Source organism: Rhodovulum iodosum, from assembly GCF_041020385.1.
Classification (GTDB): domain Bacteria; phylum Pseudomonadota; class Alphaproteobacteria; order Rhodobacterales; family Rhodobacteraceae; genus Rhodovulum; species Rhodovulum iodosum.
The window spans coordinates 977,793-1,002,450 of sequence record NZ_JBEHHI010000002.1; the positions used below are offsets into that span (position 1 = coordinate 977,793).

At 67.7% G+C, this 24,658-nt stretch carries 24 protein-coding genes; 11 read left to right on the top strand and 13 right to left on the bottom strand.

Annotation, left to right across the window (positions count from 1 at the left end; all coding sequences use genetic code 11):
• The first annotated feature begins 3 nt into the window (after positions 1-3).
• Genes Ga0609869_RS13910 through Ga0609869_RS13920 form a run of 3 tightly spaced genes read left to right on the top strand, consistent with a single transcriptional unit; the run spans position 4 to position 3,091 of the window.
• Entirely contained in the window at positions 4-1,188 is a 1,185-nt protein-coding gene (locus Ga0609869_RS13910; RefSeq protein WP_125404834.1) for a vWA domain-containing protein, read from the top strand.
• A gap of 23 nt (positions 1,189-1,211) precedes the next feature.
• Positions 1,212-2,357, top strand: a complete 1,146-nt coding sequence (locus tag Ga0609869_RS13915) for a M24 family metallopeptidase (protein ID WP_125404833.1) — start codon at positions 1,212-1,214, stop codon at positions 2,355-2,357.
• A gap of 38 nt (positions 2,358-2,395) precedes the next feature.
• Positions 2,396-3,091 carry a M48 family metalloprotease gene (locus tag Ga0609869_RS13920; protein ID WP_125404832.1) on the top strand — a complete coding sequence of 232 codons (696 nt, stop codon included), beginning with the start codon at positions 2,396-2,398 and terminating at the stop codon, positions 3,089-3,091.
• A 22-nt stretch (positions 3,092-3,113) separates the two neighbouring features.
• On the opposite strand, the gene Ga0609869_RS13925 is transcribed toward Ga0609869_RS13920, so the two are convergent.
• From Ga0609869_RS13925 to Ga0609869_RS13970, 10 genes are all read right to left on the bottom strand, one after another.
• The gene (locus Ga0609869_RS13925) at positions 3,114-3,890 is read right to left on the bottom strand and encodes an enoyl-CoA hydratase-related protein (RefSeq protein WP_125404831.1); all 777 of its coding nucleotides are present in this window, start codon (positions 3,888-3,890) and stop codon (positions 3,114-3,116) included.
• A 63-nt stretch (positions 3,891-3,953) separates the two neighbouring features.
• Positions 3,954-4,406, bottom strand: coding sequence for a cytochrome c-type biogenesis protein (locus Ga0609869_RS13930; protein WP_438826883.1), 453 nt, complete (start codon positions 4,404-4,406; stop codon positions 3,954-3,956).
• 8 nt (positions 4,407-4,414) lie between these two features.
• Positions 4,415-6,394 carry a heme lyase CcmF/NrfE family subunit gene (locus tag Ga0609869_RS13935; RefSeq protein ID WP_125404827.1) on the bottom strand — a complete coding sequence of 660 codons (1,980 nt, stop codon included), beginning with the start codon at positions 6,392-6,394 and terminating at the stop codon, positions 4,415-4,417.
• Between the two features lie 152 nt (positions 6,395-6,546).
• Positions 6,547-7,083: a holin family protein gene (locus Ga0609869_RS13940; RefSeq protein ID WP_125404826.1), complete on the bottom strand. Its 537-nt coding sequence runs from the start codon at positions 7,081-7,083 to the stop codon at positions 6,547-6,549.
• The gene (locus Ga0609869_RS13945) at positions 7,074-7,685 is read right to left on the bottom strand and encodes a holin-associated N-acetylmuramidase (RefSeq protein WP_125404824.1); all 612 of its coding nucleotides are present in this window, start codon (positions 7,683-7,685) and stop codon (positions 7,074-7,076) included. Before Ga0609869_RS13945 ends, Ga0609869_RS13940 begins: the two co-directional genes overlap by 10 nt.
• 63 nt (positions 7,686-7,748) lie before the next feature.
• The gene (gene ccmE, locus Ga0609869_RS13950) at positions 7,749-8,210 is read right to left on the bottom strand and encodes a cytochrome c maturation protein CcmE (protein ID WP_125404822.1); all 462 of its coding nucleotides are present in this window, start codon (positions 8,208-8,210) and stop codon (positions 7,749-7,751) included.
• 11 nt (positions 8,211-8,221) lie between these two features.
• A complete protein-coding gene (argC, locus tag Ga0609869_RS13955) occupies positions 8,222-9,250 on the bottom strand; it encodes an N-acetyl-gamma-glutamyl-phosphate reductase (RefSeq protein ID WP_125404821.1) in 1,029 nt (342 codons plus the stop codon).
• 56 nt (positions 9,251-9,306) lie between these two features.
• The gene (locus tag Ga0609869_RS13960) at positions 9,307-10,119 is read right to left on the bottom strand and encodes a glutamate racemase (protein WP_125404819.1); all 813 of its coding nucleotides are present in this window, start codon (positions 10,117-10,119) and stop codon (positions 9,307-9,309) included.
• Positions 10,120-10,123: 4 nt separating this feature from the next.
• On the bottom strand, positions 10,124-10,996 hold the full coding sequence (locus tag Ga0609869_RS13965) for a lysophospholipid acyltransferase family protein (protein WP_125405406.1): 873 nt from the start codon (positions 10,994-10,996) through the stop codon (positions 10,124-10,126).
• 176 nt (positions 10,997-11,172) lie between these two features.
• Positions 11,173-14,574: an indolepyruvate ferredoxin oxidoreductase family protein gene (locus Ga0609869_RS13970; RefSeq protein ID WP_125404817.1), complete on the bottom strand. Its 3,402-nt coding sequence runs from the start codon at positions 14,572-14,574 to the stop codon at positions 11,173-11,175.
• Between the two features lie 155 nt (positions 14,575-14,729).
• Between Ga0609869_RS13970 and Ga0609869_RS13975 the strand changes: the two genes are divergently transcribed.
• Entirely contained in the window at positions 14,730-15,638 is a 909-nt protein-coding gene (locus Ga0609869_RS13975) for a LysR family transcriptional regulator (RefSeq protein WP_125404815.1), read from the top strand.
• Between the two features lie 317 nt (positions 15,639-15,955).
• Here Ga0609869_RS13975 and Ga0609869_RS13980 read toward each other — a convergent pair whose 3' ends face one another.
• Positions 15,956-16,972, bottom strand: a complete 1,017-nt coding sequence (locus tag Ga0609869_RS13980) for a DMT family transporter (RefSeq protein ID WP_211336801.1) — start codon at positions 16,970-16,972, stop codon at positions 15,956-15,958.
• Positions 16,973-17,087: 115 nt separating this feature from the next.
• Between Ga0609869_RS13980 and purL the strand changes: the two genes are divergently transcribed.
• From purL to Ga0609869_RS14000, 4 genes are all read left to right on the top strand, one after another.
• On the top strand, positions 17,088-19,247 hold the full coding sequence (gene purL / locus Ga0609869_RS13985) for a phosphoribosylformylglycinamidine synthase subunit PurL (protein WP_125404814.1): 2,160 nt from the start codon (positions 17,088-17,090) through the stop codon (positions 19,245-19,247).
• Positions 19,248-19,377: 130 nt separating this feature from the next.
• Positions 19,378-19,620 (top strand): BolA/IbaG family iron-sulfur metabolism protein, encoded by a 243-nt coding sequence (locus Ga0609869_RS13990; RefSeq protein ID WP_125404812.1) that lies wholly within the window; start codon positions 19,378-19,380, stop codon positions 19,618-19,620.
• 170 nt (positions 19,621-19,790) lie between these two features.
• Positions 19,791-20,153, top strand: coding sequence for a Grx4 family monothiol glutaredoxin (gene grxD / locus Ga0609869_RS13995; protein ID WP_125404810.1), 363 nt, complete (start codon positions 19,791-19,793; stop codon positions 20,151-20,153).
• A 132-nt stretch (positions 20,154-20,285) separates the two neighbouring features.
• On the top strand, positions 20,286-21,134 hold the full coding sequence (locus tag Ga0609869_RS14000; RefSeq protein ID WP_125404808.1) for a hypothetical protein: 849 nt from the start codon (positions 20,286-20,288) through the stop codon (positions 21,132-21,134).
• 66 nt (positions 21,135-21,200) lie between these two features.
• On the opposite strand, the gene Ga0609869_RS14005 is transcribed toward Ga0609869_RS14000, so the two are convergent.
• Positions 21,201-21,602, bottom strand: coding sequence for a cell division protein ZapA (locus tag Ga0609869_RS14005; RefSeq protein ID WP_125404806.1), 402 nt, complete (start codon positions 21,600-21,602; stop codon positions 21,201-21,203).
• Positions 21,595-22,098, bottom strand: a complete 504-nt coding sequence (locus Ga0609869_RS14010) for a hypothetical protein (RefSeq protein WP_125404805.1) — start codon at positions 22,096-22,098, stop codon at positions 21,595-21,597. The genes Ga0609869_RS14005 and Ga0609869_RS14010 overlap by 8 nt, the downstream gene beginning before the upstream one ends.
• A 195-nt stretch (positions 22,099-22,293) precedes the next feature.
• Here Ga0609869_RS14010 and tkt point away from each other — a divergent pair, with 195 nt between their 5' ends.
• From tkt to Ga0609869_RS14025, 3 genes are all read left to right on the top strand, one after another.
• Complete coding sequence (gene tkt / locus Ga0609869_RS14015) at positions 22,294-24,309, top strand: transketolase (RefSeq protein ID WP_125404803.1); 2,016 nt, start codon at positions 22,294-22,296, stop codon at positions 24,307-24,309.
• Positions 24,310-24,313: 4 nt separating this feature from the next.
• Entirely contained in the window at positions 24,314-24,457 is a 144-nt protein-coding gene (locus Ga0609869_RS14020) for a hypothetical protein (RefSeq protein ID WP_170168808.1), read from the top strand.
• An 87-nt stretch (positions 24,458-24,544) separates the two neighbouring features.
• A partial coding sequence (locus Ga0609869_RS14025; protein ID WP_281273244.1) for a glyceraldehyde 3-phosphate dehydrogenase NAD-binding domain-containing protein occupies positions 24,545-24,658 on the top strand: 114 nt, incomplete at its 3' end.

The window sequence follows — 24,658 nt, forward strand, 5'->3', positions numbered from 1 at the left end:
CCGATGTTCCTGCCCTTCTTCCATGCCCTGCGCGATGCCGGCATCCCGGTCTCCCTCAGAGAGTACCTGAGCTTTCTGGAGGGGCTGAACGCGGGGCTGGTGACCTACGACGTCGAGGGGTTCTACTACCTGGCGCGCACCGCGATGGTGAAGGACGAGCGCCATCTCGACCGGTTCGACCGGGCCTTCGCCCAGGCGTTCGAGGGGCTCGAAGCGATCCCGATGGAGGCGGTGGTCGAGGCCGTCGACCTGCCCGGCGACTGGCTGAAGAGGCTGGCCGAAAAGCACCTGAGCGAGGCCGAAAAGGCCGAGATCGAGGCGCTTGGCGGGTTCGACAAGCTGATGGACACGCTGAAAGAGCGCCTGAAGGACCAGCAGGGCCGCCACCAGGGCGGCAACAAGTGGATCGGCACCGCCGGCACCTCGCCCTTCGGCGCCTACGGCTACAACCCCGAGGGCGTGCGCATCGGGCAGGACGAAAGCCGCCACCGCCGGGCGGTCAAGGTCTGGGACAAGCGCGAGTTCCGCAATCTCGACGACAGCGTGGAGCTGGGGACCCGCAACATCAAGGTGGCGCTGAAACGGCTGCGCCGCTGGGCCCGAGAAGGCGCGCATGAAGAGCTGGACCTCGACGGCACGATCCGCGCCACCGCCGACCACGGCTATCTCGACGTCAAGACCCGGCCCGAGCGGCACAACGCGGTCAAGGTGCTGCTCTTCTTCGACGTGGGCGGGTCGATGGACGACCATATCAAGGTGGTCGAAGAGCTGTTCTCGGCCGCGCGGACCGAGTTCAAGCATCTCGAGCACTACTATTTCCACAACTGCCTTTACGAAGGCGTCTGGCGCGACAACGCCCGGCGCTGGGACGCCCAGACCCCCACCTGGGAGGTGCTCAACACCTACGGGCCCGATTACAAATGCATCTTCGTGGGCGACGCGGCGATGTCGCCCTACGAGGTGCTTTACCCCGGCGGCGCCAACGAACACTGGAACGCCGAGGCAGGGCAGGTCTGGCTGGAACGCGCCCGCGCACAATGGCCCGACCACCTGTGGATCAACCCCACGCGCGAACGGTTCTGGGAATACACCCAGTCGATCGGCATGATCCGAGAGATCTTCGACGGGCGCATGGTGCCGATGACGCTTGAAGGAATCGAGCGGGGGATGAAAATGCTGGGGCGTTAAATCGTTCCAGAGGTATCCGTTTCATGCCACGTCATTTCACCGACGACGAATATGCCGCCCGCGTCGCCCGTGCCGCCGCCGCGCTCCGCCAGGCCGGGCTCGACGCGCTGCTGATCTTCGCCCCCGAAAGCATGTACTGGCTGACCGGCTACGACACGTTCGGATTTGCCATGTTCCAGTGCATGGTGCTGGATGCCGACGGCCGGATCGACCTGCTGACCCGCACCCCCGACCTGCGCCAGGCGCTGTTCACCTCGACCCTGCCGCGCGAACGCATCCATATCTGGCAAGACGCCGCCGGGGCCGCGCCCGAGCGCGCACTTGCCGCGCTGCTGGACAGGCTCGGCATCGCGGGCCGGGTCGGCATCGAAACCCGGACGGCGGGGCTGACCGCCCATAACGGGGGCATGGTGGCCGGCGCGGTCGAGGGGCTGGAAGAGGCCAACGAGATCATCCGCGATCTGCGCCGGGTCAAATCGCCCGCCGAGATCGCCCATCACCGGCGCGCCGCGGCGCTGGCCGACGCCGCGCTCGACGCCGCGCTCGGCTGTCTCGGGCCGGGCGCCTTCGAGGGCGACATCCTGGCCGCGATGCAGGGCGCCATGCTGAAAGGCGGCGGCGAGCCCGCGGCGAACGAGATCATCCTCGGCTCGGGCCAGGCGGCGCTGATGTGCCGGTCTTTCGCCGGGCGCTGGCGGCTGGGCGAGGAGGACCAGGTGACCATCGAATGGGCCGGCAGCCATGCCCGCTATCACGCGGCGATGATGCGCACCGTCGTGATCGGCCCGGTACCCGCGGCGCAGCGGCGAATGTACGACGCCGCCCGCGCGGCGCTTGTGGCCTGCGAGGCGGCGATGCGGCCCGGCGCGCCGATGGGCGATGTCTACGCCGCCCATGCCGAGGTGCTGGACCGCGCGGGCTACAGCCATGCCCGGCTCAGGGCCTGCGGCTACGGCATGGGCGCGGTCTTTGCGCCGATCTGGGTGGATTTCCCGATGTTTTTCGCGGGCAACCCGCAGCCCATGGACGCGGGCCAGGTGTTCTTTCTGCACATGATCCTGATGGACAGCGAGGCGGGGCTTGCCATGAGCCTCGGCCATTCGGTGCTGTTGACCGAAACCGGCCCCGAGCGCCTGTCGCGCCACGCGCCCGATCTGATCGCGCTTTAACCCTTTTCCATACCGGCCCGCGGCCCCATATCTGAACCATGCTGAAGTTCACCCCGATCCTTCTTGCCGTGCTCTATGCGCTGGCGATGTACCGTTTTTCGAGCTGGCGCACGTCGCGCGAGCTGGACGCGCGCTCGTCGGAACTGGCCGATGCGCGGTTGAAATCGCTGACCGACCGGATGGCCAAGGCGCTGGATCTGCCGCGCATCAGGGTGAACCTCTACGAGATCGACCCGGTCAACGGGCTGGCCGCGCCCGACGGGCGCATCTTCCTGACGCGGGGGTTCTACAACCGCTACCGCGATGGCGAGGTCAGCGCCGAGGAACTGGCCAGCGTCATCGCGCACGAGCTGGGCCATGTCGCGCTGGGCCATGCGCGGCGGCGGATGATCGACTTTTCCGGGCAGAACGCGCTCAGGACGGCGCTGGCCATGGTGCTGGGCCGAATCCTGCCGGGCATCGGAATCTACATCGCGAACGCGCTGACCACGCTTCTGGCCGCGCGGCTGAGCCGGCAGGACGAATACGAGGCCGACGCCTATGCCGCGGCCCTGCTGACCAAGGCCGGGATCGGCACCGAGCCGCAGAAATCGCTGTTTTCCAAGTTGGAAAAGCTGACCGAGGCGCGCGGCGGCGCAGTACCCGCCTGGCTGATGAGCCACCCCAAGACCGAGGAACGCGTCCGCGCCATCGAGGCGCTCGAGGCGCGCTGGCAGGCCGTCCCGACGGACTGAGACCACCGCGCGCGCGGCGCCCCTACCGGCCCTCGAACCGCGCCTTGCGCTTTTCCAGAAAGGCCACCACGCCTTCCTTGAAATCCCGGCTTTCGCCGCATTCGCCCTGGAGGTGCGCCTCAAGCGCAAGCTGGGTGTCCAGATCGTTGTCGAAGCTGGCCCTGAGCGCCTGTTTCAGCCGCGTGTAGGTCGCCGTCGGCCCCTCGGCGAGGTGGCGGGCCCGGGCGCGCCACTGGGCCTCGAACCGGTCCTCGGGCACGGCCTCCCAGATCATGCCCCAGTCGGCAGCCTGCCGCGCCGAAATCGGCTCGGCGAACAGCGCGGCGCCCATCGCCTTGGCCAGCCCCATCTGCCGGGGCAGCCAATAGGTGCCGCCAGCATCGGGGATCAGCCCGATCCGGGCGAAGGCCTGCAGAAACATCGCCGTTTCAGAGGCGATCACCACGTCGGCGGCCAGCGCCAGGTTGGCCCCCGCCCCCGCCGCCGCGCCGTTGACAGCGGCGATGGTGGGGATCGGGCAATCGGTGATCGCCTTCAGCATCGGCTCGTATTCGTCGCGCAACACGCGCTCCAGGTCGTGGCTGGCGGTGCTTACCCGGTCGCCCAGGTCCTGCCCCGAACAAAACGCGCGGCCCGCGCCGGTCAGCACCAGCGCGCGCGCCTCGGCCGCGCCGTGGCCGATGGCGTCGAGGATCTCGGCACGCATCTGGGTGTTGAGCGCGTTCATCACCTCGGGGCGGTTCAGCGTGATCACCGCCACATCCGCCTCGACCCGGTATTCTATGACCTTGTAGACCATGGCGCTGCCCTTTCTGCCCCTGCCGCGCGCACCATGGCAAAGGAGCCGGGGGGGCGAAAGGGGCTACTCGCCCATGATCTCTTTCAGGCGGGCCTCTTCCTCGGGCGACAGCCCTTGCTGCGCGGTCTCCTGCCGGCGGCGGCCGCGGATATAGACGAAGGCGATGCCGAGACCCAACAGCAGCATCGCCGGCCCCGCGATATATAGTACGATGTTCGAACCCGTCAGGGTGGGTTGCAGCAGCACGTATTCGCCGTAGCGGTCGACCACGTAGTCCATCACCTCTTCGTCGCTGTCGCCTTCGGTCAGCCGCTCGCGCACCAGCAGCCGCAGGTCCTTGGCAAGCGACGCGTTGGAATCGTCGATATTCTCGTTGCGGCAGACAAGGCAGCGCAGGCCCTTGGATATCTCGCGCGCGCGCTCTTCGAGCGCCGGGTCGGCCAGTATTTCCGAGGGCTCGACCGCGGCGGCCTGCAGCGGCGCGAGCAGGGCAAGGGCCAGGGCAAGGCGTTTGATCATCGGTGTCACTCCGCGGGCACCGCGCCCGAGGGCGGGGTTTGTTTACGCGCGCCGGCCGCGACACGCACGCGCCGGTCCGAAAGGCTCAGCAGCCCGCCCAGCGCCATGATGATCGCACCCGACCAGATCCAGTTGGCAAACGGCTTGATATACGTGCGCACCGCCCACCCGCCGTCGGCCTGCGCATCGCCGATCACGAGGTAGATGTCGCGGAACACGCCGCTATCCAGCGCGGCCTCGGTGGTCGGCATCCCCGCCACCGGATAGACGCGCTTTTCCGGAAACAGCGTCGAGACCCTGTTATCGCCGCGCCAGACGCTCATCGTGCCGGTGGTCGAGATGTAGTTGGGGCCCTCGATGCGTTCGACCTTTTCCAGGACAATGCCGTATTCGCCCACCTCGAACCGCTCGCCCACCTGGGCCACGCGGATGTCTTCCTGTTGCCAGGCCAACAGCGTGGCGATGCCCAGCATGGTGATGCCGAGCCCCGAATGGGCCACCGCCTTGCCCCAGTCGGAGCGCGGCAGCCGGGCCATGCGGCGCAGCTTGGCGCCGGTTCCGCCGCGGCCCGCGCGCACCGACAGATCCACCGCGGCGCCCGCGATCAGCCAGGTGCCCAGCATCACGCCGATCGGCCCCATCGCCGTCTTGCCGGTCTGCATGGCATAGGCCAGCGCGCCCAGCGCGACGGCCAGCCCCAGCGCCGGGGCGAGCCGGCGCAGCGCCTGGCCCAGCCGCGCGCGTTTCCACGGCAGGATGGCGCCGATGGGCAGGATCGCCCCCAGCATCATCATGAACGGCGTGAAGGCCATGTTGAAGAACGGCGCGCCGACCGACAACTTGCGGTCGAAGGCCATCTCGGCCACCAGCGGCCAGATCGTGCCGACAAAGACCACAAGCGCCGAAACCGCCAGCAGGATGTTGTTGAACACCAGCGCCGTTTCCCGGCTGACCAGGCCAAAGACGCCCTTGGCCTCCATCGCGCTGGCCCTTGCGGCAAAGAGCGTCAGCGCACCGCCCATGAACACCGCGAGGATCAGCAGCAGGAACACCCCGCGCTCGGGATCCGAGGCGAAGGCGTGAACGCTGGTGATGACGCCCGAGCGGGTGATGAACGCCCCGATCAGCGAAAACCCGAAAGCGACGATGGCCAGAAGGATCGTCCAGCTTTTCAGCGCCTCGCGCTTTTCCACCACGATCGCGGAATGCAGCAGCGCGGCGGCCACAAGCCATGGCATGAAGCTGGCGTTTTCCACCGGGTCCCAGAACCAGAAGCCGCCCCAGCCAAGCTCGTAATAGGCCCACCACGAGCCCAGCGCGATGCCCACGGTCAGGCAGATCCAGGCGGCCAGCGTCCAGGGCCGCACCCAGCGGCCCCAGGCGGCGTCGACGCGCCCCTCGATCAGCGCGGCCACCGCGAAGGAAAAGCAGATCGAAAGACCGACATAGCCGAGGTAGAGGAAGGGCGGGTGAAAGGCGAGGCCGGGATCCTGCAACAGCGGGTTGAGGTCCTGGCCGTTGAAAGGCGGGAAGGCCAGCCGCTCGAACGGGTTGGAGGTGAACAGGATAAAGGCGAAGAAGGCCACGGCGATGGCCGATTGCACCGCCAGAACCCGCGCCCGCAGGCTGGGCGGCAAGCCGCCGCCGAACCATGCCGCCATGGCGCCGAAAAGCGTCACGATCAGCACCCATAGCAGCATCGAACCCTCGTGGTTCCCCCATACGCCCGAGATCTTGTAGAGCATCGGCTTCAGCGTGTGCGAGTTGGCGACCACGACCCTCAGCGAGAAGTCAGAGGTGACAAACGCGTAGGTCAGCGCCGCAAAGCTGAACGCCGTCAGCAGGAACTGCGCGGTCGCGGCGGGCTGGGCCACGGCCATCCAGCCGCTCCAGCCCTTGTGGGCACCGATGAGGGGGATCACCATCTGCACCAGGGCGACGGCGAAAGCGAGGGTCAGGGCAAAGTGGCCAAGCTCGATAAACATGAGCCATGTCTTAAACTTGACGGCCCCGCACGCCAATGGGTTTTCGCAAGGCACAGGGCGGGGGTTACGCAAACGTGAGCGTTGGGCCGCACGCGGCGATGTCGGGAAGGGGTCCGGCAACCGCATGCGGTATGCCGGGGCCAGCGCCGCCCTCAGCTCGTGGCGTCAGCAACCCGGTACTCTGCCGTCGCCTGCCCGCGCCACGCCGACAGCGCCGCATTCGGCCCCGTCGCCGGCGCCGCCGCGCGTGCCGCCACGCCCAGCGGTGCACGGGCCAGCGTCTCGGCGATGGCGCGCTGGAACTCCTGCCCTTTGGCCTGGTGCCGCGCCCCGAAGTAAAAGCTGACGATCGCGCCCATCAGCCACCAAAGCGGCTCGGGCACCAGCGCAAGCCCCTGCATCCGCGCGGCAAACCAGGCCGGGTCGACCATCGCCGCCACGAACAGCCCCAGCGTGCCGAAGGCCAGCGCCGGGCGCGGCAGGCGGTTCAGCCCGTCCACAACCCGATCGAACGCCGCCCTGCGCGGGTGGGCGAATTCGGCGGCGAACTCGGCCAGCACCGCGTTGCGCAACGCCGCCTCGCGCGCGTCGGCCCCTTCGGCGTTGACACGGAACACCTCGGCCGTCTCGGCCACCACGTTGCGGCCCTGCCCGAAGACCAACGAGAACAAACCCTCGATCAGCCCCATGCCGCGACCCTCGCCCGATGCTCGGCCGCGCTGAGACGATACCGCGGCGCGATGAATTCTTCCGCGCGCAGGATCCAGCCGCCCTTGCCGCCGTCGCGCCGGCGGGCGTATTTGCGGCTGGCCGGGCGGCGGTCGGCGAGCCTGTAATAGTAGTTGCGCCGGGCGATACCGTAGGCGTCGGCGATATGGCCCGGCGCGGCGGCGGCCGCCGCCTCGGCCGCGGCGATGGTCTGCGGGCCGATCACCCCGTCGACCGACACCCGTTGCCCCATGTCGTTCAAGAGCCGCTGCAACAGCCGCACCGCGTTGGGGCCCGCGTTCACGTACATGTCGAAAACCCCCGGCTGAAGCGCCTCGGGCAGCGCGTCGATGCGCGGGCGGCGGAAATAATGCTCGACGAAGATCTCGGCCGCCTCAGCCCGGCCCAACCGCTGCACGTCGCGGGCATCGACCCGACCGTCGCCGGTCAGGTCGATCCCCAGCCGGCGCATCGTGTGCAGGGTGACGCCGTACCTGGTGGGGCCGCCCGGGTCGTCCGGGTCGTTCGCATAGCCGCCCTCTCGGGCGACGATCTCTTCGGCAAGCTGCTGGACGGACCGCATGAAAAACCCCCGGCTTCAATGAAAACCGGGGGCACGATTTCTCGGGCGGGGTTAACGCCGGGCTCAGCTACCGTTCGGTGCCTCGCCCTCCGCGTCGCGGTAGACCCCCTGCTCTTTCAGCGCGTCGACCACTTCCTTGGGCATGTAGCTTTCGTCGTGCTTGGCCAGGATCTCGCTGGCCTCGAACACGCCATCGACCAGGCGGCCGGTGCCGATCATGCCCTGGTTCTCGGCGAAGAGGTCGGGCAGCACGCCCCTGTAGGTGACCGGCACCACAGCGCCGCCATCGGTGACGTTGAACCGCACGGTCTCGCCCTGACCGCGCACCAGGCTGCCCTCCTCGACCAGCCCGCCGATGCGGAACACCTCGGTCGGGGCCGGCGGGGTGTCGGCGATCTGGCTGGGCGAGCGGAAGAAATTGATCCCGTCGCGCATCGCATAGCCGATCAGCCCGGTCGACACCGCCAGCGCCACGAAGGCGACCAGGATCACCTGTATCCGCCGTTTCTTCTTCAGTCCGCGCATGTCTCTCTCCCTTACGGAAAGCAGGGGGCCAGCATCAGCCCCGCCGCCTCGTCGAGCCCCAGCATCAGGTTGGCGTTCTGGATCGCCTGCCCCGACGAGCCCTTGGTCAGGTTGTCGAGCGCGGCGATCACCATCGCCCGGCCCGGCCGCCTGTCGGCCACCACCCCGATATGCACGAAATTCGAGCCGCGCACATGGCGCGTCGAGGGATGCTCGCCCAAGGGCAAAACCTGAATGAAAGTCTCATCTTTGTAGGCGCTTGCCAAGGCGTCATGAATCGCCCCCGCCTCGCCTCTCAGGTAGACGGTGGCCAGAATCCCGCGGTTGGCCGGGATAAGGTGGGGCGTGAACTGCACCTCGACAGGGCGGCCTGCGGCCTTGCTGAACTCCTGGTCGAACTCGCCCAGATGCCTGTGGACGCCGCCCGCGGCATAGGCGTGAAAGCCTTCGGACAGCTCGGCATGCAGCAGGTTTTCCTTCAGCGCACGGCCCGCGCCCGAAACCCCCGCCTTGAGGTCGATCACGATCTCGTCAAGGTCGATCGCCCCGGCCTTTATCAGCGGGATCAGCGCATATTGGCCCGTCGCGGCGTTGCAGCCGGTGCCGGCAACCAGCCGGGCGGCGCGAATCTCTTCGCGGTAGTACTCGGTCAGGCCGTAGACGGCCTCGGCCTGCATCTCCGGCGCGGCGTGGGGCTTGCCATACCATTTCTCGTAGGCGGCCGGGTCGCGCAGCCGGAAATCGGCGGAGAGGTCGACGATCTTCAGATCGCGCGGCAGCTCCTTGATGACGGCCTGGCTGGTGGCGTGGGGCAGCGCGCAGAACGCCAGGTCGATGCCGGAAAAGTCGATTTCCTCGATCTTCACGAGGTCCGGCAGGTCGAGATGGCGCAGATGGGGAAAGACGGCGGCCATGGGCTGGCCGGCCTTGCGCTCGCCCGACAGCGCGGCGATGCGCAGATCGGGATGGGTGGCGATCAGCCGGACAAGCTCGGCCCCGGTATAGCCCGAGGCGCCGAGGATGGCGATAGAGTGGGTCATTGAACGACCTTCCTGGAACGTGACGGATATTTAGGGAATGGACGCGCGCCGCGCAATCACGCCGCGGCGAATTCGATCCGTCGTCGCAGGAATTGGGTGGCCTTGTCCGATACCGTCCGGGGCTCGCCCGTGGTCAGGAACATGGTTTCCTTGCCCGCGCCCACCATCTCGGGGCGGCGCTCGAGATAGTCGGCGAGGCTCTCGGCCACGATATCGGCCTGTGAATAGACCGTGACGTCGGGGCCGAGCGCGACCTGGAACGCCGCCTCCATCAGCGGGTAATGGGTGCAGCCGAGGATCGCCGCCTCAGGGTGCGGCATCCGCCGGCTCAGCGCCTCGACATGAGAGCGCACCAGCGCCTCGGCCAGCATCTCGTCGCCCTGTTCGATGGCGTCGACCAGACCGCCGCAGGGCTGGGCCTCGACATCCACGCCGATGGCGCGGAACGCCAGTTCGCGCTGGAACGCGCGGGAGGCGACCGTGGCCGGCGTGGCGAACAGCGCCACATGCTTGACCCCCACCTCGCGCGGGGGCGAGTTGTCGCCCCATTGCCGCTCGGTCAGGGCCTCGATCAGCGGCACGAACACGCCCAGAACGCGCTTGCCCTCGGGCACCCAGGATTCCTGCATCCGCCTCAGCGCGGCGGCGGAGGCGGTGTTGCAGGCCAGGATCACCAGGTCGCAGCCGCTTGCGAACAGCCGCTCGACCCCCGTGGTGGTCAGGCGGTACACGTCATCGGCATCGCGCACGCCGTAGGGCGCGTGGGCGTTGTCGCCGTAATAGACGAAGGGCACGTCGGGCAGGCGCCGCGTGACGGCGTCCAGCACGGTAAGACCGCCGAGCCCGGAATCGAATATGCCGACCGCCATTGCGCTAGATCCTGTGCCTGTCATCGAATTCGAAGCCGTAATCGAACGACTTCAGAGGGCTTGGAGATAACTCATAGGTGGCCCGGCGCAGGAAATCCATCATCGCCTTCGTGTCGCCCGCATGGGCATTCAGTCGCGCCCGGTCGATGGGCTCGCCGATGGCCACGCGCACGGGCTCGTCCACCCGCGCGCGGAACTCGTTGATCAAGAGCGCCAGGCGCAGGGTTTCGTGCAGGTGGCTGGCCAGTTGGAACAGCCGCGAATTGTGCCCCTCGAAATAGAGCGGCACCACCTGCGCGTGGGACTTGGCCACCATCCGCGCGGTAAAGCCCCGCCAGCCCGGGTCCATCGGGCAGGAAAAGGGCCGCGCGGCGGTCGAGACCGTGCCGCCGGGAAACACCCCCACCGCGCCGCCGCGCGCGAGGTAATCGAGCGCCAGGCGGCGGGTCTCGATGTTCTGGCGCATCGCCTCTTTCGTTTCCTCGAAACCGATCGGCAGGATGATGCGGTTCAGCTCCGCCGCCTTGCGGAACACCGAATTTGCGAGTATGCGGAAATCGCCCCGCACGGTGGACAGGATATAGCCCATCATCAGCCCGTCGAGGATGCCGTAGGGGTGGTTGGCGATCAGGATCAGCGGGCCTTCGGCCGGGATGTTGTCGAGGCTGCCGGCCATGACCTGAAGGCTGAGCCCGTACCGCTCGGCCATGACCTCCCAGAAGTCGCGCCCGGCGGCGACCTCGCGGTCATACCCCTCGGCCCTGCGGATCAGGCCGAGCCTGCCGGTCGCGTTTTCCAGAACCCGGATCAGCACCCGCCCCCCCTTGGTCTGGGCCGAACCGGCATAGCTGATATCCCGCGCGACCTGGCTGCGCATCGCCGCCTCGTTCTCCTCGTACCCCGCCTCCGATGCCGGGCTGGAGGCGGAGCTACACCAAAACGGCGCCCCGGCAAAGCTTTTATAAAGCCGCGCCGGCGCGCGCCGGGCCATCTGTTCAGGCCCGAAATTCCGGCAGGAATACTGCCAGGAATTTCAGGAAATTCCGGGCCCCGCTATTCCGCCGCTTCGCGCATCGGTGCGTCGCCGGCGTCGATTGCGGCCCATAGCTCGGCGCGCCGCGTCTCGGCCTCGGCCAGGTTCGCGGATTTCACCGGGCCGAAGCCGCGAATCTGCAACGGCAGCTCGGCCAGCGCGATGACCGCGTCGCGCGTGTCGGGCGTCATCGCCGCCAGCGCGCGGGTCATGTCGGCCTCGTACTGCGCGATCAGCCGGCGCTCTTGGCGCCGCTCGTGCTGCCAGCCGAACGGGTCGAGCGGCGTGCCGCGCAGCGGCCGTAGCGCGGCCAGCACGCGAAAGCCCCCGCCCATCCATTGCCCGAAGCGCCGCTTTGCCGGGCGGCCGTCGGCGTCCCCGCCCGGCAGGAACGGCGGCGCGAGGTGGTAGGCGATGTCGAAATCGCCGTCGAAGACCTCGCGCGCCTTTTCCTCGGTTTCCAGGTGCAGCCGCGCGACCTCGTACTCGTCCTTGTAGGCCAGAAGCTTGTGATAGCCCTTGGCGATGGCCTCTTTCAGGCGCACGTCGTCGGCGCGCTCCACCAGCCGGCGGTAGCGCCGGGCCAGCCGGCCCGACTGGTAGGCCCGCAGGTGGGTTTCACGAAAGCCGATCACATCTTCCAGGGTCTTCGGCCGGGCCACCTCGGGCGCGGTCGCCTCGGCCGCCTTGTCGGGGTGCGCCGCCGCCCAGCGCCCGATCTCGAACGCCCGGCGGTTGGCGGCCACCCCGGCGCCGTTCAGCTCGATCGCGCGATCCAGCGCGGCGAACCCGACCGGCACCAGCCCGCGCTGCCAGGCCGCGCCCAGCACGATCATGTTGGAAAAGATCGTGTCGCCCATCAGGCGGCGGGCCAGTTCGCTGGTGTCGAGAAATTGCACCGCCTCGCCCATGCGCGCCTCGAGCGACAGGCGAAGCCGGCCCGAGGGGATGCGGAATTCGGGGTCGCGGGTAAAGGCGCCGGTGACGATGTCGTGCGAATTGACCACCGCGCCGGTCCGCCCCTTGGTCATCAAGCCTTGCGTCTTGGCCCCGGCCGTCACCACCAGGTCGCCGCCGATCACCGCGTCGGCCTCTCCGGTCGCCACGCGAATGGCCGAGATGTCGCCCGGTTGCTCGGCGATGCGGCAGTGGATATGCACCGCGCCGCCCTTTTGGGCGAGGCCGGCCATTTCCATCATCCCCGCGCCCTTGCCGTCGAGATGCGCGGCCATGGCCAGGATCGCGCCGATGGTAACGGCGCCGGTGCCGCCGACCCCGGTGATGACGATGTTATGGGTGCCGTCGATAGCCGGCAGCACGGGCTCGGGCAGATCGCCGATATCGACCTCGGCGCTGGCCTGTTTGCGCACCGTCGCGCCGCTGAGCGTCACGAAGCTGGGGCAGAACCCCTTGAGGCACGAGAAATCCTTGTTGCAGGCCGACTGGTCGATGGCGCGTTTGCGGCCCAGCTCGGTCTCTTCGGGAACGATGGCCACGCAGTTCGACTGCACCCCGCAATCGCCGCAGCCCTCGCAGATATCGGTGTTGATGAAGACCCGCGTGTCGGGGTCGGGAAAGGCGCCCTTCTTGCGGCGGCGGCGCTTTTCGGCGGCGCAGGTCTGGACGTAGACGATGGCGGTCACGCCCTCGGTACGCTTCAGCCGGTCCTGCACCTGCATCAGCTTGTCACGCGGGTGGCAGGACACACCGGCGGGGAAGCTCTTGGGGTCGATATCCTCTTTCTCGTCATAGACCACCTCGACGGCCTTGACCCCGGCGGCCAGCAATTCGGCCACGATCTGATGCGGACCGAGGCCGCCATCGTTGCCCTGCCCGCCGGTCATCGCCACGGCGTCGTTGTAGAGGATCTTGTAGGTCATGGTCACGCCGGCGGCGACGGCGGCATGGATCGCCAGCCGGCCGGAATGGTTATAGGTGCCGTCGCCCATGTTCTGGAACACATGGCCCGTGGTGGAAAACGGCGCTTCGCCGATCCAGTTGGCCCCCTCGGCGCCCATGTGGGTGTAGCCGGAGGTCTCGCGGTCCATCCACATCGCCATGATGTGGCACCCGATCCCGGCATAGGCGCGGCTGCCCTCGGGCAGGCGGGTCGAGGTGTTGTGCGGGCAGCCGGCGCAGAAATAGGGCAGCCGCGCGGCCAGCTCCTCGGCATTGTCGGCGCGGCGGGCCTCGGAAATACGGGTCAGCGCGGCGCGCAGGCGGTCGCTCTCGCGCCCTTCCTCGATCAGGATGCCGCCCAGCTTTTCGGCGATCGTCACCGGATCGAGCGCGTACCGCGTCGGGAACAGCTCTTCCCCGCGGTCGTTCTGCCAGCCGTAGATGCGCCGGCCGCGCCGGTCGTGAAAGATCGCCTCTTTCGCCTGCACCTCGATCAGCTTGCGCTTTTCCTCGACCACGACGATCAGGTCGAGCGTCTCGGCGAAATCGGAAAAGCCCTTCATGTCCAGCGGCCAGGTCTGGCCCACCTTGTAGGTGGCGATGCCCAGCCGCTCGGCCTCGGCCTCGTCGATGCCCAGAAGGCTGAGCGCGTGGACGAGGTCGAGCCAGTTCTTGCCGGCGGCCACCAGCCCGATCTTTGCCCCCGGCCCGCCCCAGACCCGCCGGTCGATCCGGTTGGCATGGGCAAAGGCCTCGGCCGCGAACCGCTTGTGGTCGATCATGCGCGCCTCTTGCGGCACCCAGTGATCGTTCAGCCGGATGTTGAGGCCGCCCTCGGGCATGTCGAAACCGGGCGTGACAAAAGACATCCGGTCGGGCCGGCCATCGACGACCGAGGTCACCTCGACGGTGTCCTTCATCAGCTTCAGCCCCGCCCAGACCCCCGCGAAGCGCGACAGCGCATAGCCGTAAAGCCCGTAATCGAGGATCTCCTGAACCCCGGCGGGCGACAGCACGGGCATGTAGGCATCGACCATCGCCCAGTCCGACTGGTGGCACGTGGTCGAGGACTCGCCCGTGTGATCGTCGCCCATCGCCATCAGCACGCCGCCATGGGGCGCGGTGCCGGCCATATTGGCGTGGCGCATCACGTCGCCCGAGCGGTCCACCCCCGGCCCCTTGCCGTACCACAGGCCAAAGACGCCGTCGTATCTTCCCTCGCCCCGCAATTCCGCCTGCTGCGTTCCCCACAGCGCGGTGGCGGCAAGGTCTTCGTTCAGCCCCGGCTGAAAGCGCACGTTGGCCGCCTGCAGAACGTCGTGGGCGCGGGCCATCTGCATGTCGACCGCGCCCAGCGGCGAGCCGCGATAGCCGGTAACGTAGCCCGCGGTGTTCAGCCCCGCGGCCCGGTCGCGGGCGGCCTGCATCAGCATCAGCCGCACCAGCGCCTGTGTGCCGTTCAACAGCACCGGCGTCTTCGACAGGTCGTACCGGTCGTTCAGGCTCACGTCATGACGAGTCATGCGAACCCTCCCTTTGCTCTTTGAGTTTGGGCCCTATGTTAGGTCAAATAGTCTGACCTACAAAATCAAATCCCCGCGCCCGTTCCGATTGCCAATCGTGAAAGCGCAACGGTAAGAGTGTTGCGTAAAAGGAGAACCGGCAATGCAATATTGCCATGCTTGACTGGGACAAGCTCAGAATATTTCACGCGGTCGCGGACGCGGGGTCGCTGACCCATGCGGGCGATACGCTGCACCTGTCGCAATCGGCGGTCAGCCGGCAGATTCGCGCACTTGAGGAAAGCCTCAACACCACGCTTTTTCACCGTCACGCACGGGGGCTGATTCTCACCGAGCAAGGCGAATTGCTGTTCGACGCCACCACCGCCATGAACAAGAGGCTGGACGCCGCCGTGGCGCGCATCCGCGACAGCGTCGAAGAGGTGTTCGGCGAATTGCGCGTGACCACCACCACCGGCTTCGGCTCGCTGTGGCTCGCCAAGCGCCTGCCCAAGCTCTACGCCAAGTACCCGGAGCTCAAGATCGACCTGATGCTGGAAGAGCGCGTGCTCGACCTGCCGATGCGCGAGGCCGACGTGGCGATCCGCATGAAAGAACCCAGCCAGGCCGACCTGATCCGCCGCCGGCTGATGAGCGTGAAAATGCGCCTTTACGCCCTGCCCGACTACCTGGACGCCCATGGCGTGCCCGAAAACATGGACGATCTCGGCGCGCACCGCCTGATCTGCCAGAACATCGCCTCGACCCAGGTCAATGCCGGCGCGCGGCTGGTGCAGGAGCTGATGACCCACGACATCCCCTCGACCCTGACGGTGAACAACTATTTCGGCGTGTTGCAGGCCGTACTGAACGGGCTGGGAATCGGCGTGCTGCCCGACTACGTGACCGAGGACTTTCCCACGCTGGTCCGCGTGCTGCCCGATCTGGAAAGCACCGAAGTGCCGGTCTACCTCGCCTACCCCGAGGAGTTACGCCATTCCCGCCGCATCGGCGCCTTTCGTGACTTCGTCATGGAAGAGATCGCCGTCTCCGCGCAGCGCCGCAAGGACCAGCCAAAGACGTGAGATATGTGCAACAGGCATCACGGCTTTGCCGCGCCGAAGCATTTTTGTTCTTGAATGTATAGTTTTGGCTCAATATTTCGAAAGGGAAGGTGAAAGTTGAGGCTTTCCCTTTACCTCCCTGTTGGACTTGGGCCGAGCTTTGTCTCGGCCTCTTTTTTGCCGCGAGGCCAAGCTGCCGAACGGCGTCACGCGCCGGCGGTTCGTCATGGTCCCCTATCCAGGCCGACACGGCGCCGGTCCGGGGCGCGAGCTGGCGCTCGCCTCGTTGGTCGCCCGTCGCCCGGTCACACGGCTGCCTCCGGCACGCCCAGCAGGCCCTACTTGCTATCGACACCCCGCGGGCCCACGGCGCGCTGATGCGCCAGATGTTCACGGTAGAGCGAGTAAATTCCCGACGCGATGATGATGGCCGCACCGGCAAAGGTCACGGTATCGGGCATCGCGTCGAAAACGAAAAAGCTGAACCCCGTTGTCCAGAAGATCATGGTGTATTGCAGCGGGGCGACCACCACGGCCTCCGCGATCTCCAGCGCCTTGATCACCAGGAACTCACCCAACCCGGCTGCCGCGGCATAGAGAACGAAAAGCCAGACATCGCCCGCCGCGACAGGCCGCCAGACGAAGGGTTGAACCAGGGCCAGCAACGCGACGCTGGTCAGCGCGGTGAAGAGCACCGTTGTCGCCGTCGGTTCGGTGGCGCCAAGGATGCGCGAAATCACTTGGCGTGCGGCGAACAGAAACGCGGCTAGAACGACGAGGAAATAGGCCGGGTGGAACGACTCGAACCCGGGCCGGATGATGATCAGGGTGCCGATGAAGCCGACCACGATCGCAGCCCACCGCCGCACGCCGACAGGCTCGCCCAACAGAAGATAACCCAGGATGGGCACGAAGAAGGGCGCGGCGAAGGCAATCGAGGCGGCATCGGTGAGCGGAATGAAGCTCAGCGCGATGACGAACAGCGCGGCCGACAGCGTCGCGCAGACCCCGCGCAGAAACTGCAGGCCCGGACGGCGGCTGCGGAGCTTGGACAGGCCCTTGATCGAAAGGTAGACGAGCGCGCCGACGAACAGGCCAAGCTGCCGGATTCCGACGATCTGCATGGGATGGTATCCCGCAGTCATGAACTTCGCGATCGTATCCGCGGAAGCGAAAAAGAACATGGCCAGCGCCATGAGAACGATCCCGGTCGGGTTCGAGCTTGGCGCAAATACCAGTCCGCCCGCTTTTGCCATTGCCGCGCCACCTGTGTCGGGATTGTCACGCGCGACAGTGGCACAGGCGAAAGGGCTAAGAAAGCGCGCAGGGCCGGCAGCCGCGCGGCGATCGTCCACCACTCACCGCGGGGCGCGAGGAAGACCATGCGCGGCGCGCGTGCCGACCACCCCTTCCTTCCCTGCAAAGCATGGCCTATGAGCGGGCAACGAATGACGCGAAGGGCCGCACCGCATGACCGAACCGCAGATCACCGACGAACTGATCCAGGCACACGGGCTGAACCCCGAGGAATACGCCGAGATCGTCCGCCTGTTGAACCGGGACCCGACCTTTACCGAGCTTGGCATCTTTTCGGCCATGTGGAACGAGCACTGTTCCTACAAATCCTCCAAGAAATGGCTGCGCACCCTGCCAACCGACGGCCCCCAGGTGATCTGCGGGCCGGGCGAGAACGCCGGCGTCGTCGATATCGGCGACGGTCAGGCCGTGGTCTTCAAGATGGAGAGCCACAACCACCCCTCCTACATCGAGCCATACCAGGGCGCGGCCACCGGCGTGGGCGGCATCCTGCGCGATGTCTTTACCATGGGCGCGCGCCCCGTCGCGGCAATGAACGCGCTCAGCTTCGGCGCGGTCGATCATCCCAAGACGCGGCAACTGGTGCATGGCGTGGTCGAGGGCATCGGCGGCTACGGCAACTGCTTCGGCGTGCCCACCGTGGGCGGCGAGGTCCGCTTTCATGCCGCCTATAACGGCAACTGCCTGGTCAACGCCTTTGCCGCGGGCCTCGCCGAGGCCGACAAGATCTTCTACTCGGCCGCTTCGGGCGTCGGCATGCCCGTGGTCTATCTCGGCGCGAAAACGGGGCGCGACGGCGTGGGTGGCGCCACCATGGCCTCGGCCGAGTTCGACGAGGGCATCGAGGAAAAGCGCCCCACGGTGCAGGTCGGCGACCCCTTCACCGAGAAACGCCTCATGGAGGCGTGCATGGAGCTGATGGCCTCGGGCGCGGTGATCTCGATCCAGGACATGGGCGCGGCGGGGCTGACATGCTCGGCCGTCGAGATGGGCGACAAGGGGGGCCTGGGCATCCGGCTGGACCTCGACCAGGTGCCGCAGCGCGAAACCGCGATGACCGCCTACGAGATGATGCTGTCGGAAAGCCAGGAGCGGATGCTCATGGTGCTGCGCCCCGACAAAGAGGCCGAGGCGCGCGCGATCTTCGACAAATGGGACCTAGATTTCGCCATCGTCGGCGAAACCGTCGCCGAGGACCGCTTCGTCATCATGCACAAGGGCTCCTGCTGGGCCGATCTGCCGCTGTCCAAACTCTCTTCCTCGGCCCCCGAATACGACCGCCCGTGGGTCGAGCCCCCGGCGGCAGCCGAAATGGCCGAGGTGCCGGCGATCGATCCCATCGAGGGGCTGAAGGCGCTGCTCGGCAGCCCCAACCACGCCGCCAAGCAGTGGGTCTACGAACAATACGACAGCCAGGTGATGGCCGATACATTGCGCCGCCCCGGCCTCGGCGCCGGCGTGATCCGGGTGCATGGTACCGACAAGGCGCTTGCCTTCACCTCGGATGTGACGCCGCGCTACGTGCGCGCCAACCCCGTCGAGGGCGGCAAACAGGCGGTGGCCGAGGCCTACCGGAACCTCTCGGCGGTGGGCGCCCGGCCGCTGGCCGCCACCGACAACCTCAATTTCGGCAACCCCGAAAAGCCCGAGATCATGGGCCAGTTCGTCGGCGCCATCAAAGGCATCGGCGCGGCATGTTCCGCGCTCGACATGCCCATCGTGTCGGGCAACGTGTCGCTTTACAACGAAACCGACGGCGCGCCGATCCTGCCCACGCCCACGATCGGCGCGGTGGGCCTGCTCGACCATCTCGACGATCTGATCGCTGGCGTGCCGCAGCCCGGCAACGTGGCGCTGCTGTTGGGCGAGACCGCGGGCCATCTGGGCCAGTCCGCGCTGCTCTATGAGATGTTCGGCCGCGAAGACGGCGACGCGCCGGCGGTGGACCTCGAGGCAGAGCGGCGCCACGGCGAATTCATCCGCGACAACCGCCGGCTCATCGCGGCGGCCACCGATCTGTCCGACGGCGGCCTCGCGCTCGCCGCCTTCGAGATGGCAGAGGCCGGCGGCGTCGGCGTACAGCTCGACGCGGTCGACACCGGCAAGCTTTTCGGCGAAGACCAGGCGCGCTACCTGATCGCCGCGCCGTTCGACGCGGCCGAGGCGCTGATGGTGGCGGCAGGCAAGGCCGGCGTGACGCTGACAGCGATTGGCCGCTTCGGCGGCAGCACGGTCGATTTCGACGGCGCCAGCGCGCCGCTGGCCGAACTCTCGGCGCTCTACCGCGGCGCGTTCGAAAAGGCGCTGGGCTAGGCCTGCAAGGCGCCGCGGCGGACGGGTGGCCCGTGAAGGGAATGCTTCGCAAGGTCAGCGCGGGCTGACGGCTTGCCCCGGCCCCGGCGCTCCCTTACATCTTCAATGACAACAGAAAGGACGCATCCAGATGGCCATTGCGCCCGAAGAGATCGAAACCCTGATCCGCACTCAGTTTCCCGATGCGCAGATCACCATCACCGACATCGCCGGCGACGGCAATCACTACGCCGCCGAGGTGATCGACGAAAGCTTTCGCGGTATGAACCGCGTTCAGCAGCAGCGCGCCGTCTACGCCGCGCTCAAGGGCAAGATGGACGGTTCTCACGGGGAATTGCACGCGCTGGCGCTGACCACCCGCGCGCCCGACTAAGGATGGCCGCGAGCGCAAATAGGGTACGTTTGCCACGCGGACGCCGGACCGCCGGTTCGGGGTGGGCGATGCGCGCCTGGCGGCGACGGCGTGCGGCTTGGCCCCCGTTCTCGGCGGATGGGCAATCATGGAGCCGGTGAAGGCTCGCGAACAGGAAGAGGAACGCAACGATGACCGACACGAAGACGCGCATTGAAGACACCGTGACCACCAATGACGTGGTGCTGTTCATGAAGGGCACCAAGGGTGCGCCGCAATGCGGCTTTTCCAGCCGCGTGGCCGGAGTGCTTGGGTTCATGGGGGTCGACTTCCAGGACGTGAACGTGCTGGAAGACGAGGCGATCCGCCAGGGCATCAAGGACTATTCCGACTGGCCCACGATACCGCAACTCTACGTCAAGGGCGAGTTCGTCGGCGGTTGCGACATCATCACCGAGATGACGCTGTCGGGCGAGCTCGACCAGCTTTTCGAGGACAAGGGCGTGAACTACGACAAGGCTGCCGCCGACAAGATCCGCGCTGCCAACGCCTGAGGTCCACGCGACCCGGCGCCGCAGCGCCGCCCCCTTTTCAACTGCGCGCCGCAGGGCACATATCTTGTTCAGATGTCAGGCCCTGCGGCGCTGGCCGACCCGGCGCCGCCGAAATAGCAGGGAGACCTCCCGATGAGCCCGCCCGACGATAGCCAGCCGCCGCAAGAGCAGAACCGGTCGCGCGACCTGGTGATCATCTTGGTCGCGGCCTACGGGGCGGGCGCGCTGTTTCTGGCGGCGGGCCCCGGCCTGGCGCTGTCCGTCGTCGCGCTGTCGGCACTGTTCGTGTCATGGCCGGCGCTGCAGACCCTGCGGACCCGTCTGAAGGCCCGGGCCGAACGTGTGGGCACGGCGCCCGCCCGCAAAATGGCCCCCGCCCGTCCCGCACAGACGCGCCCCGCGGCCGCGGGGATCGAAACCGCCGATCCAATCGTTTCAAGGCCCCCTTCCTCCGAACGGAGCGATACCATGACCGAAACGTCCGATGCCCAGACCGATCCCGAAACCGACGCGGACGGGACGGCCGAGCGCCCCCGCGCCGGCCTGCAGTTCAAGACCCCGCCGATCATCGACATCCTGACGCCCAAGGGCTGGAAGGCCGCGCCCGGCCACAGCCTGTCCGCAGAGATGCAGGGCTCGCCCGGCCTCGCCGAACGGGCCAGCGCCGGCGAGGGCGAAAAGGCCGGCTCGCGGCTGGCACGCCTGCTACTGGCACAGAACTGGGGCGACCCCGCTCGCATGGCGCGCAGCTTTGCGGTCGTCGGCGCTGTGGGCATCGTGATGCTGTTGCTGGGCTGGTGGCTGCCCGACGGCGCCTTCTTCGGCTTTATCGGCGGCATGCTGACCTTTGTCGGCGCCATCATGGCCATGCTGGGCGCGGCCGTGGTCTACGGGCACGTTCAGGACACCGTCGAGGGGCTGTTGCGCCGCCGCCGGCTGCGCCGCGAGGCAACCCGCGGCGGTCGCACGCGCCCCCGCTGATCGCGCCCGCGCGGCCCGTCCGGGCATCGCGTTGACCCTGCCATTCCTGCCCCGGAACGCGGCGGCCTACGCCGACTTCGCCGCGGCGTCGTCCACCGCATCGGCCAGCGACTCGGCACGCGCGGCGATCTCGGCCAGCGTCTCGGTCACCGCCGCCGGGATCACCGGCACCTCCACCCGCTCGGGCGTCGGCACGGGCCGGGCCTTGAGCCGCTCGATCTCGGTCGATTGCTGCTCGAACGCCGCCTCGACGCTGTTCAGTTTTTCGTCCAGCGCGGCGGTCTTGTCGGCCAGCATCAGCCCGGCCATCAGCAACATCCGCGATTCCGGCAGGCGACCGATCTGCTCCACCAGGCTGGAGGCTTCCACGTCCAAAAGCTTGGCAGCCGCCCGCAGGTAGGGCTCTTCGCCTTCCTGGCAGGCCACTTCGAAGGCCCGCCCGCCGATCATGATCTGAACGTCAGGCATTGCGCGTCTCCTCCTCGGCCGGCACCAGCTCGGCGATTTCGCTGATAATCCCGTCAAGCTCGGCCCGGTCGCCCTCGCGCAGCGCGCGCAGCGCCTCCAGCTCGGCCGCCAGCCCGGCATTGATCGCGCCCGCATCGCCCAGCCCCTGGGCGTTGGCCGCGCGCAGGTCGGCATTGGCCCTGCGCAGCGCGGCATTCACCTTTTTCAAATGCGCGGCCTCGGCCTCGCTCTGGTCGGCGCGCTCGCTCAGCGCGGCCACCTGCCGCTCAAGCCCGGCAAGCTTGGTTTGCTGTTTCTCGTGCAGCGCCTTCACCCGCTCTTCAAGCTGGGCATTGGCGGTGCGCTCGGACTCCAGCGCCTCGGCCAACGCGGCCAGTTCGGCGCTCTTGTCCTCGACCGGCGGGGTCGCCGGCGCCGCTTTCAGCGCCTCGACCCCATTACCGATCCGCTCCAGCGCCGCGGTTATGCGGCCTTCGAGTTGCGAAATATCGCTCATGCTGCCTGCTCCCGGTCCCGTCTGTACTCATCCCGGCGCCGCGGGGGCGCGAATCGGCTCTCGTATTATCGAACAATCTTAGCCAATGCGCGGGGGAATTTCGCCCCCCCTCGCCCGTCCTTCGGACGCCGCGCTTGATCTTGCCGCCGGCCCTGCTAAGCAAAACCGACCCCATCTGCAAGGAGACGGCGCGCCATGGAGATCCAAGCCCTTGCCCAGGCCCATCCCGAGCATTGGCGCCAGGCCGCCGCGCTGCGCACGCTCGCGCTCGACGCCGTCGCCGCGGCGAATTCGGGCCATACCGGCATGCCGCTGGGCATGGCCGACATCGCCACGGTCCTGTTCGGGAAACACCTGAAATTCGACGCCGCCCATCCCGACTGGCCCGACCGCGACCGCTTCGTTCTGTCCAACGGCCACGGCTCGATGCTGCTTTACGGGCTGCTCTACCTCACCGGATCGCCCGACGTGTCGCTGGACGAAATCAAACGCTTCCGCCAGTTGGGCTCGGTCACGGCGGGCCACCCCGAATACGGTGCGGCGCGCGGGATCGAAACCACCACCGGCCCGCTGGGCCAGGGGTTGGCCAACGCGGTGGGCATGGCAATCGCCGAGGAAATGCTGCGCGCGCGCTTCGGCAAACGGCTGGTCGACCACCGCACCTGGGTCTTTGCCGGCGATGGCTGCCTGATGGAAGGCGTCAGCCAGGAGGCCATCACGCTGGCCGGCCGCCAGGCGCTCAGCCGGCTCGTGGTGTTCTGGGACCATAACGGCATCACCATTGACGGCGCTGTGGCGCTGGCCGACCGCACCGATCAGATCAAGCGGTTCGAGTCCGCCGGCTGGTCGGTCTACGACTGCGACGGCCACGACCCCGAGGATATCGACCGGGTGATCGGCGCCGCCAGGGCCTCGGACACCCCGACGCTGATCGCCTGCCGCACCCATATCGGCTATGGCACCAGCGCGCAGGACACCGCCAAGGCCCACGGCGCGCTGACCGAGACGACGCTGATCGACGATGCCAAGGCCGCCTATGGATGGGACCGCAAGCCCTTCGACATCCCGCCCGACCTCAAGGCCCAGTGGGAAGAGATCGGGCGCCGCGGCGCCGCCGAGCGGCTGGCCTGGGAAGAACGCCGCGCGGCCCTGTCGGACGCGCGGCGGCGCGAATTCGCCCGCGTCCTGGCCGGCGAGCCGCCGAAAAGGCTCTCGGCCCGGATCAAGGCGCTGAAGAAACAGATCAGCGACGAGGCGCCCAAGCTGGCCACCCGCAAGGGGTCGGAACATGCGCTCGAGGTGATCAACCCGGTCATGCCCGAAACCGTGGGCGGCTCGGCCGACCTGACCGGCTCGAACAACACCAAGACCGGCGACCTGGGCGAGTTTTCCCCGGAAAACCGCAAGGGCCGCTACCTGCATTTCGGCATCCGCGAACACGGCATGGCCGCGGCGATGAACGGCCTCGCGCTGCATGGCGGGCTGCGCCCCTATGGCGGCACCTTCCTGGTGTTTTCCGACTACGCCCGCGCGGCGATCCGGCTGTCCTCGCTGATGGGCATGCCGGTGACCTACGTGCTGACCCATGACAGCATCGGGCTGGGCGAAGACGGACCCACCCACCAGCCCGTCGAACAGCTGGCATCCCTGCGTGCCCAGCCCAACCTCAACGTCTTCCGCCCCGCCGACACGGTCGAAACCGCCGAGGCGTGGGAACTGGCGCTGACCGCCACGGCCACCCCCAGCGTGCTGGCACTGTCGCGCCAGGGCCTGCCGACGCTCAGGACCGATCACAAGGGCGTCAACCTCACCGCCCGTGGCGCCTATGTGATCGCCGATTCCGAGGCCAGGCGCCGGGCGATCCTGCTGGCGACCGGCTCCGAAGTGGCCATCGCGGTCGAGGCCCGCGCGATCCTCGAGGCCGAGGGCATCGGCACCCGCGTCGTCTCGATGCCCTGCTGGGAGATCTTCGAAGAGCAGGACGAGGCCTACCGCAAGCGCATCCTCCCCGGCGGGCCTGTCCGCGTGGCCGTCGAGGCGGCGATCCGCTTCGGCTGGGACCGCTGGCTTTACGGAGAACGCGGAAAGCGCGGGAAATCGGGCTTTGTCGGGATGCACGGCTTCGGTGCCTCGGCGCCCGCCGACGAGCTCTACCGCCATTTCGGCATCACCGCCGAGGCGGTGGCCGAAAAGGTCCGGACGCTGCTCTAGGCCGATGACGAACCGCATCGCCGCCATCCTCTTGCTGATCATTGCCGCCGCGCTCGGCCTCGACATCCTGCTGCAGGATGGCGCCGGCACGCTCTTTCTCGCCCGCAAGCTCTTCGGGCTGATCGAGTATCTCGCCTTCTGGCGCTGACGCGCCCCTCGGGCGCTTGACCTTGGGGCGGATTTTCCGCATCTGGCGCCGGAAGACAGCACCAGAGACAGAGAGAGGAACAACAAGATGACAGTTAAAGTCGCCATCAACGGGTTCGGCCGCATCGGGCGGAACGTTCTCAGGGCCATCGTGGAATCGGGACGCACCGATATCGAGGTGGTCGCGATCAACGATCTCGGG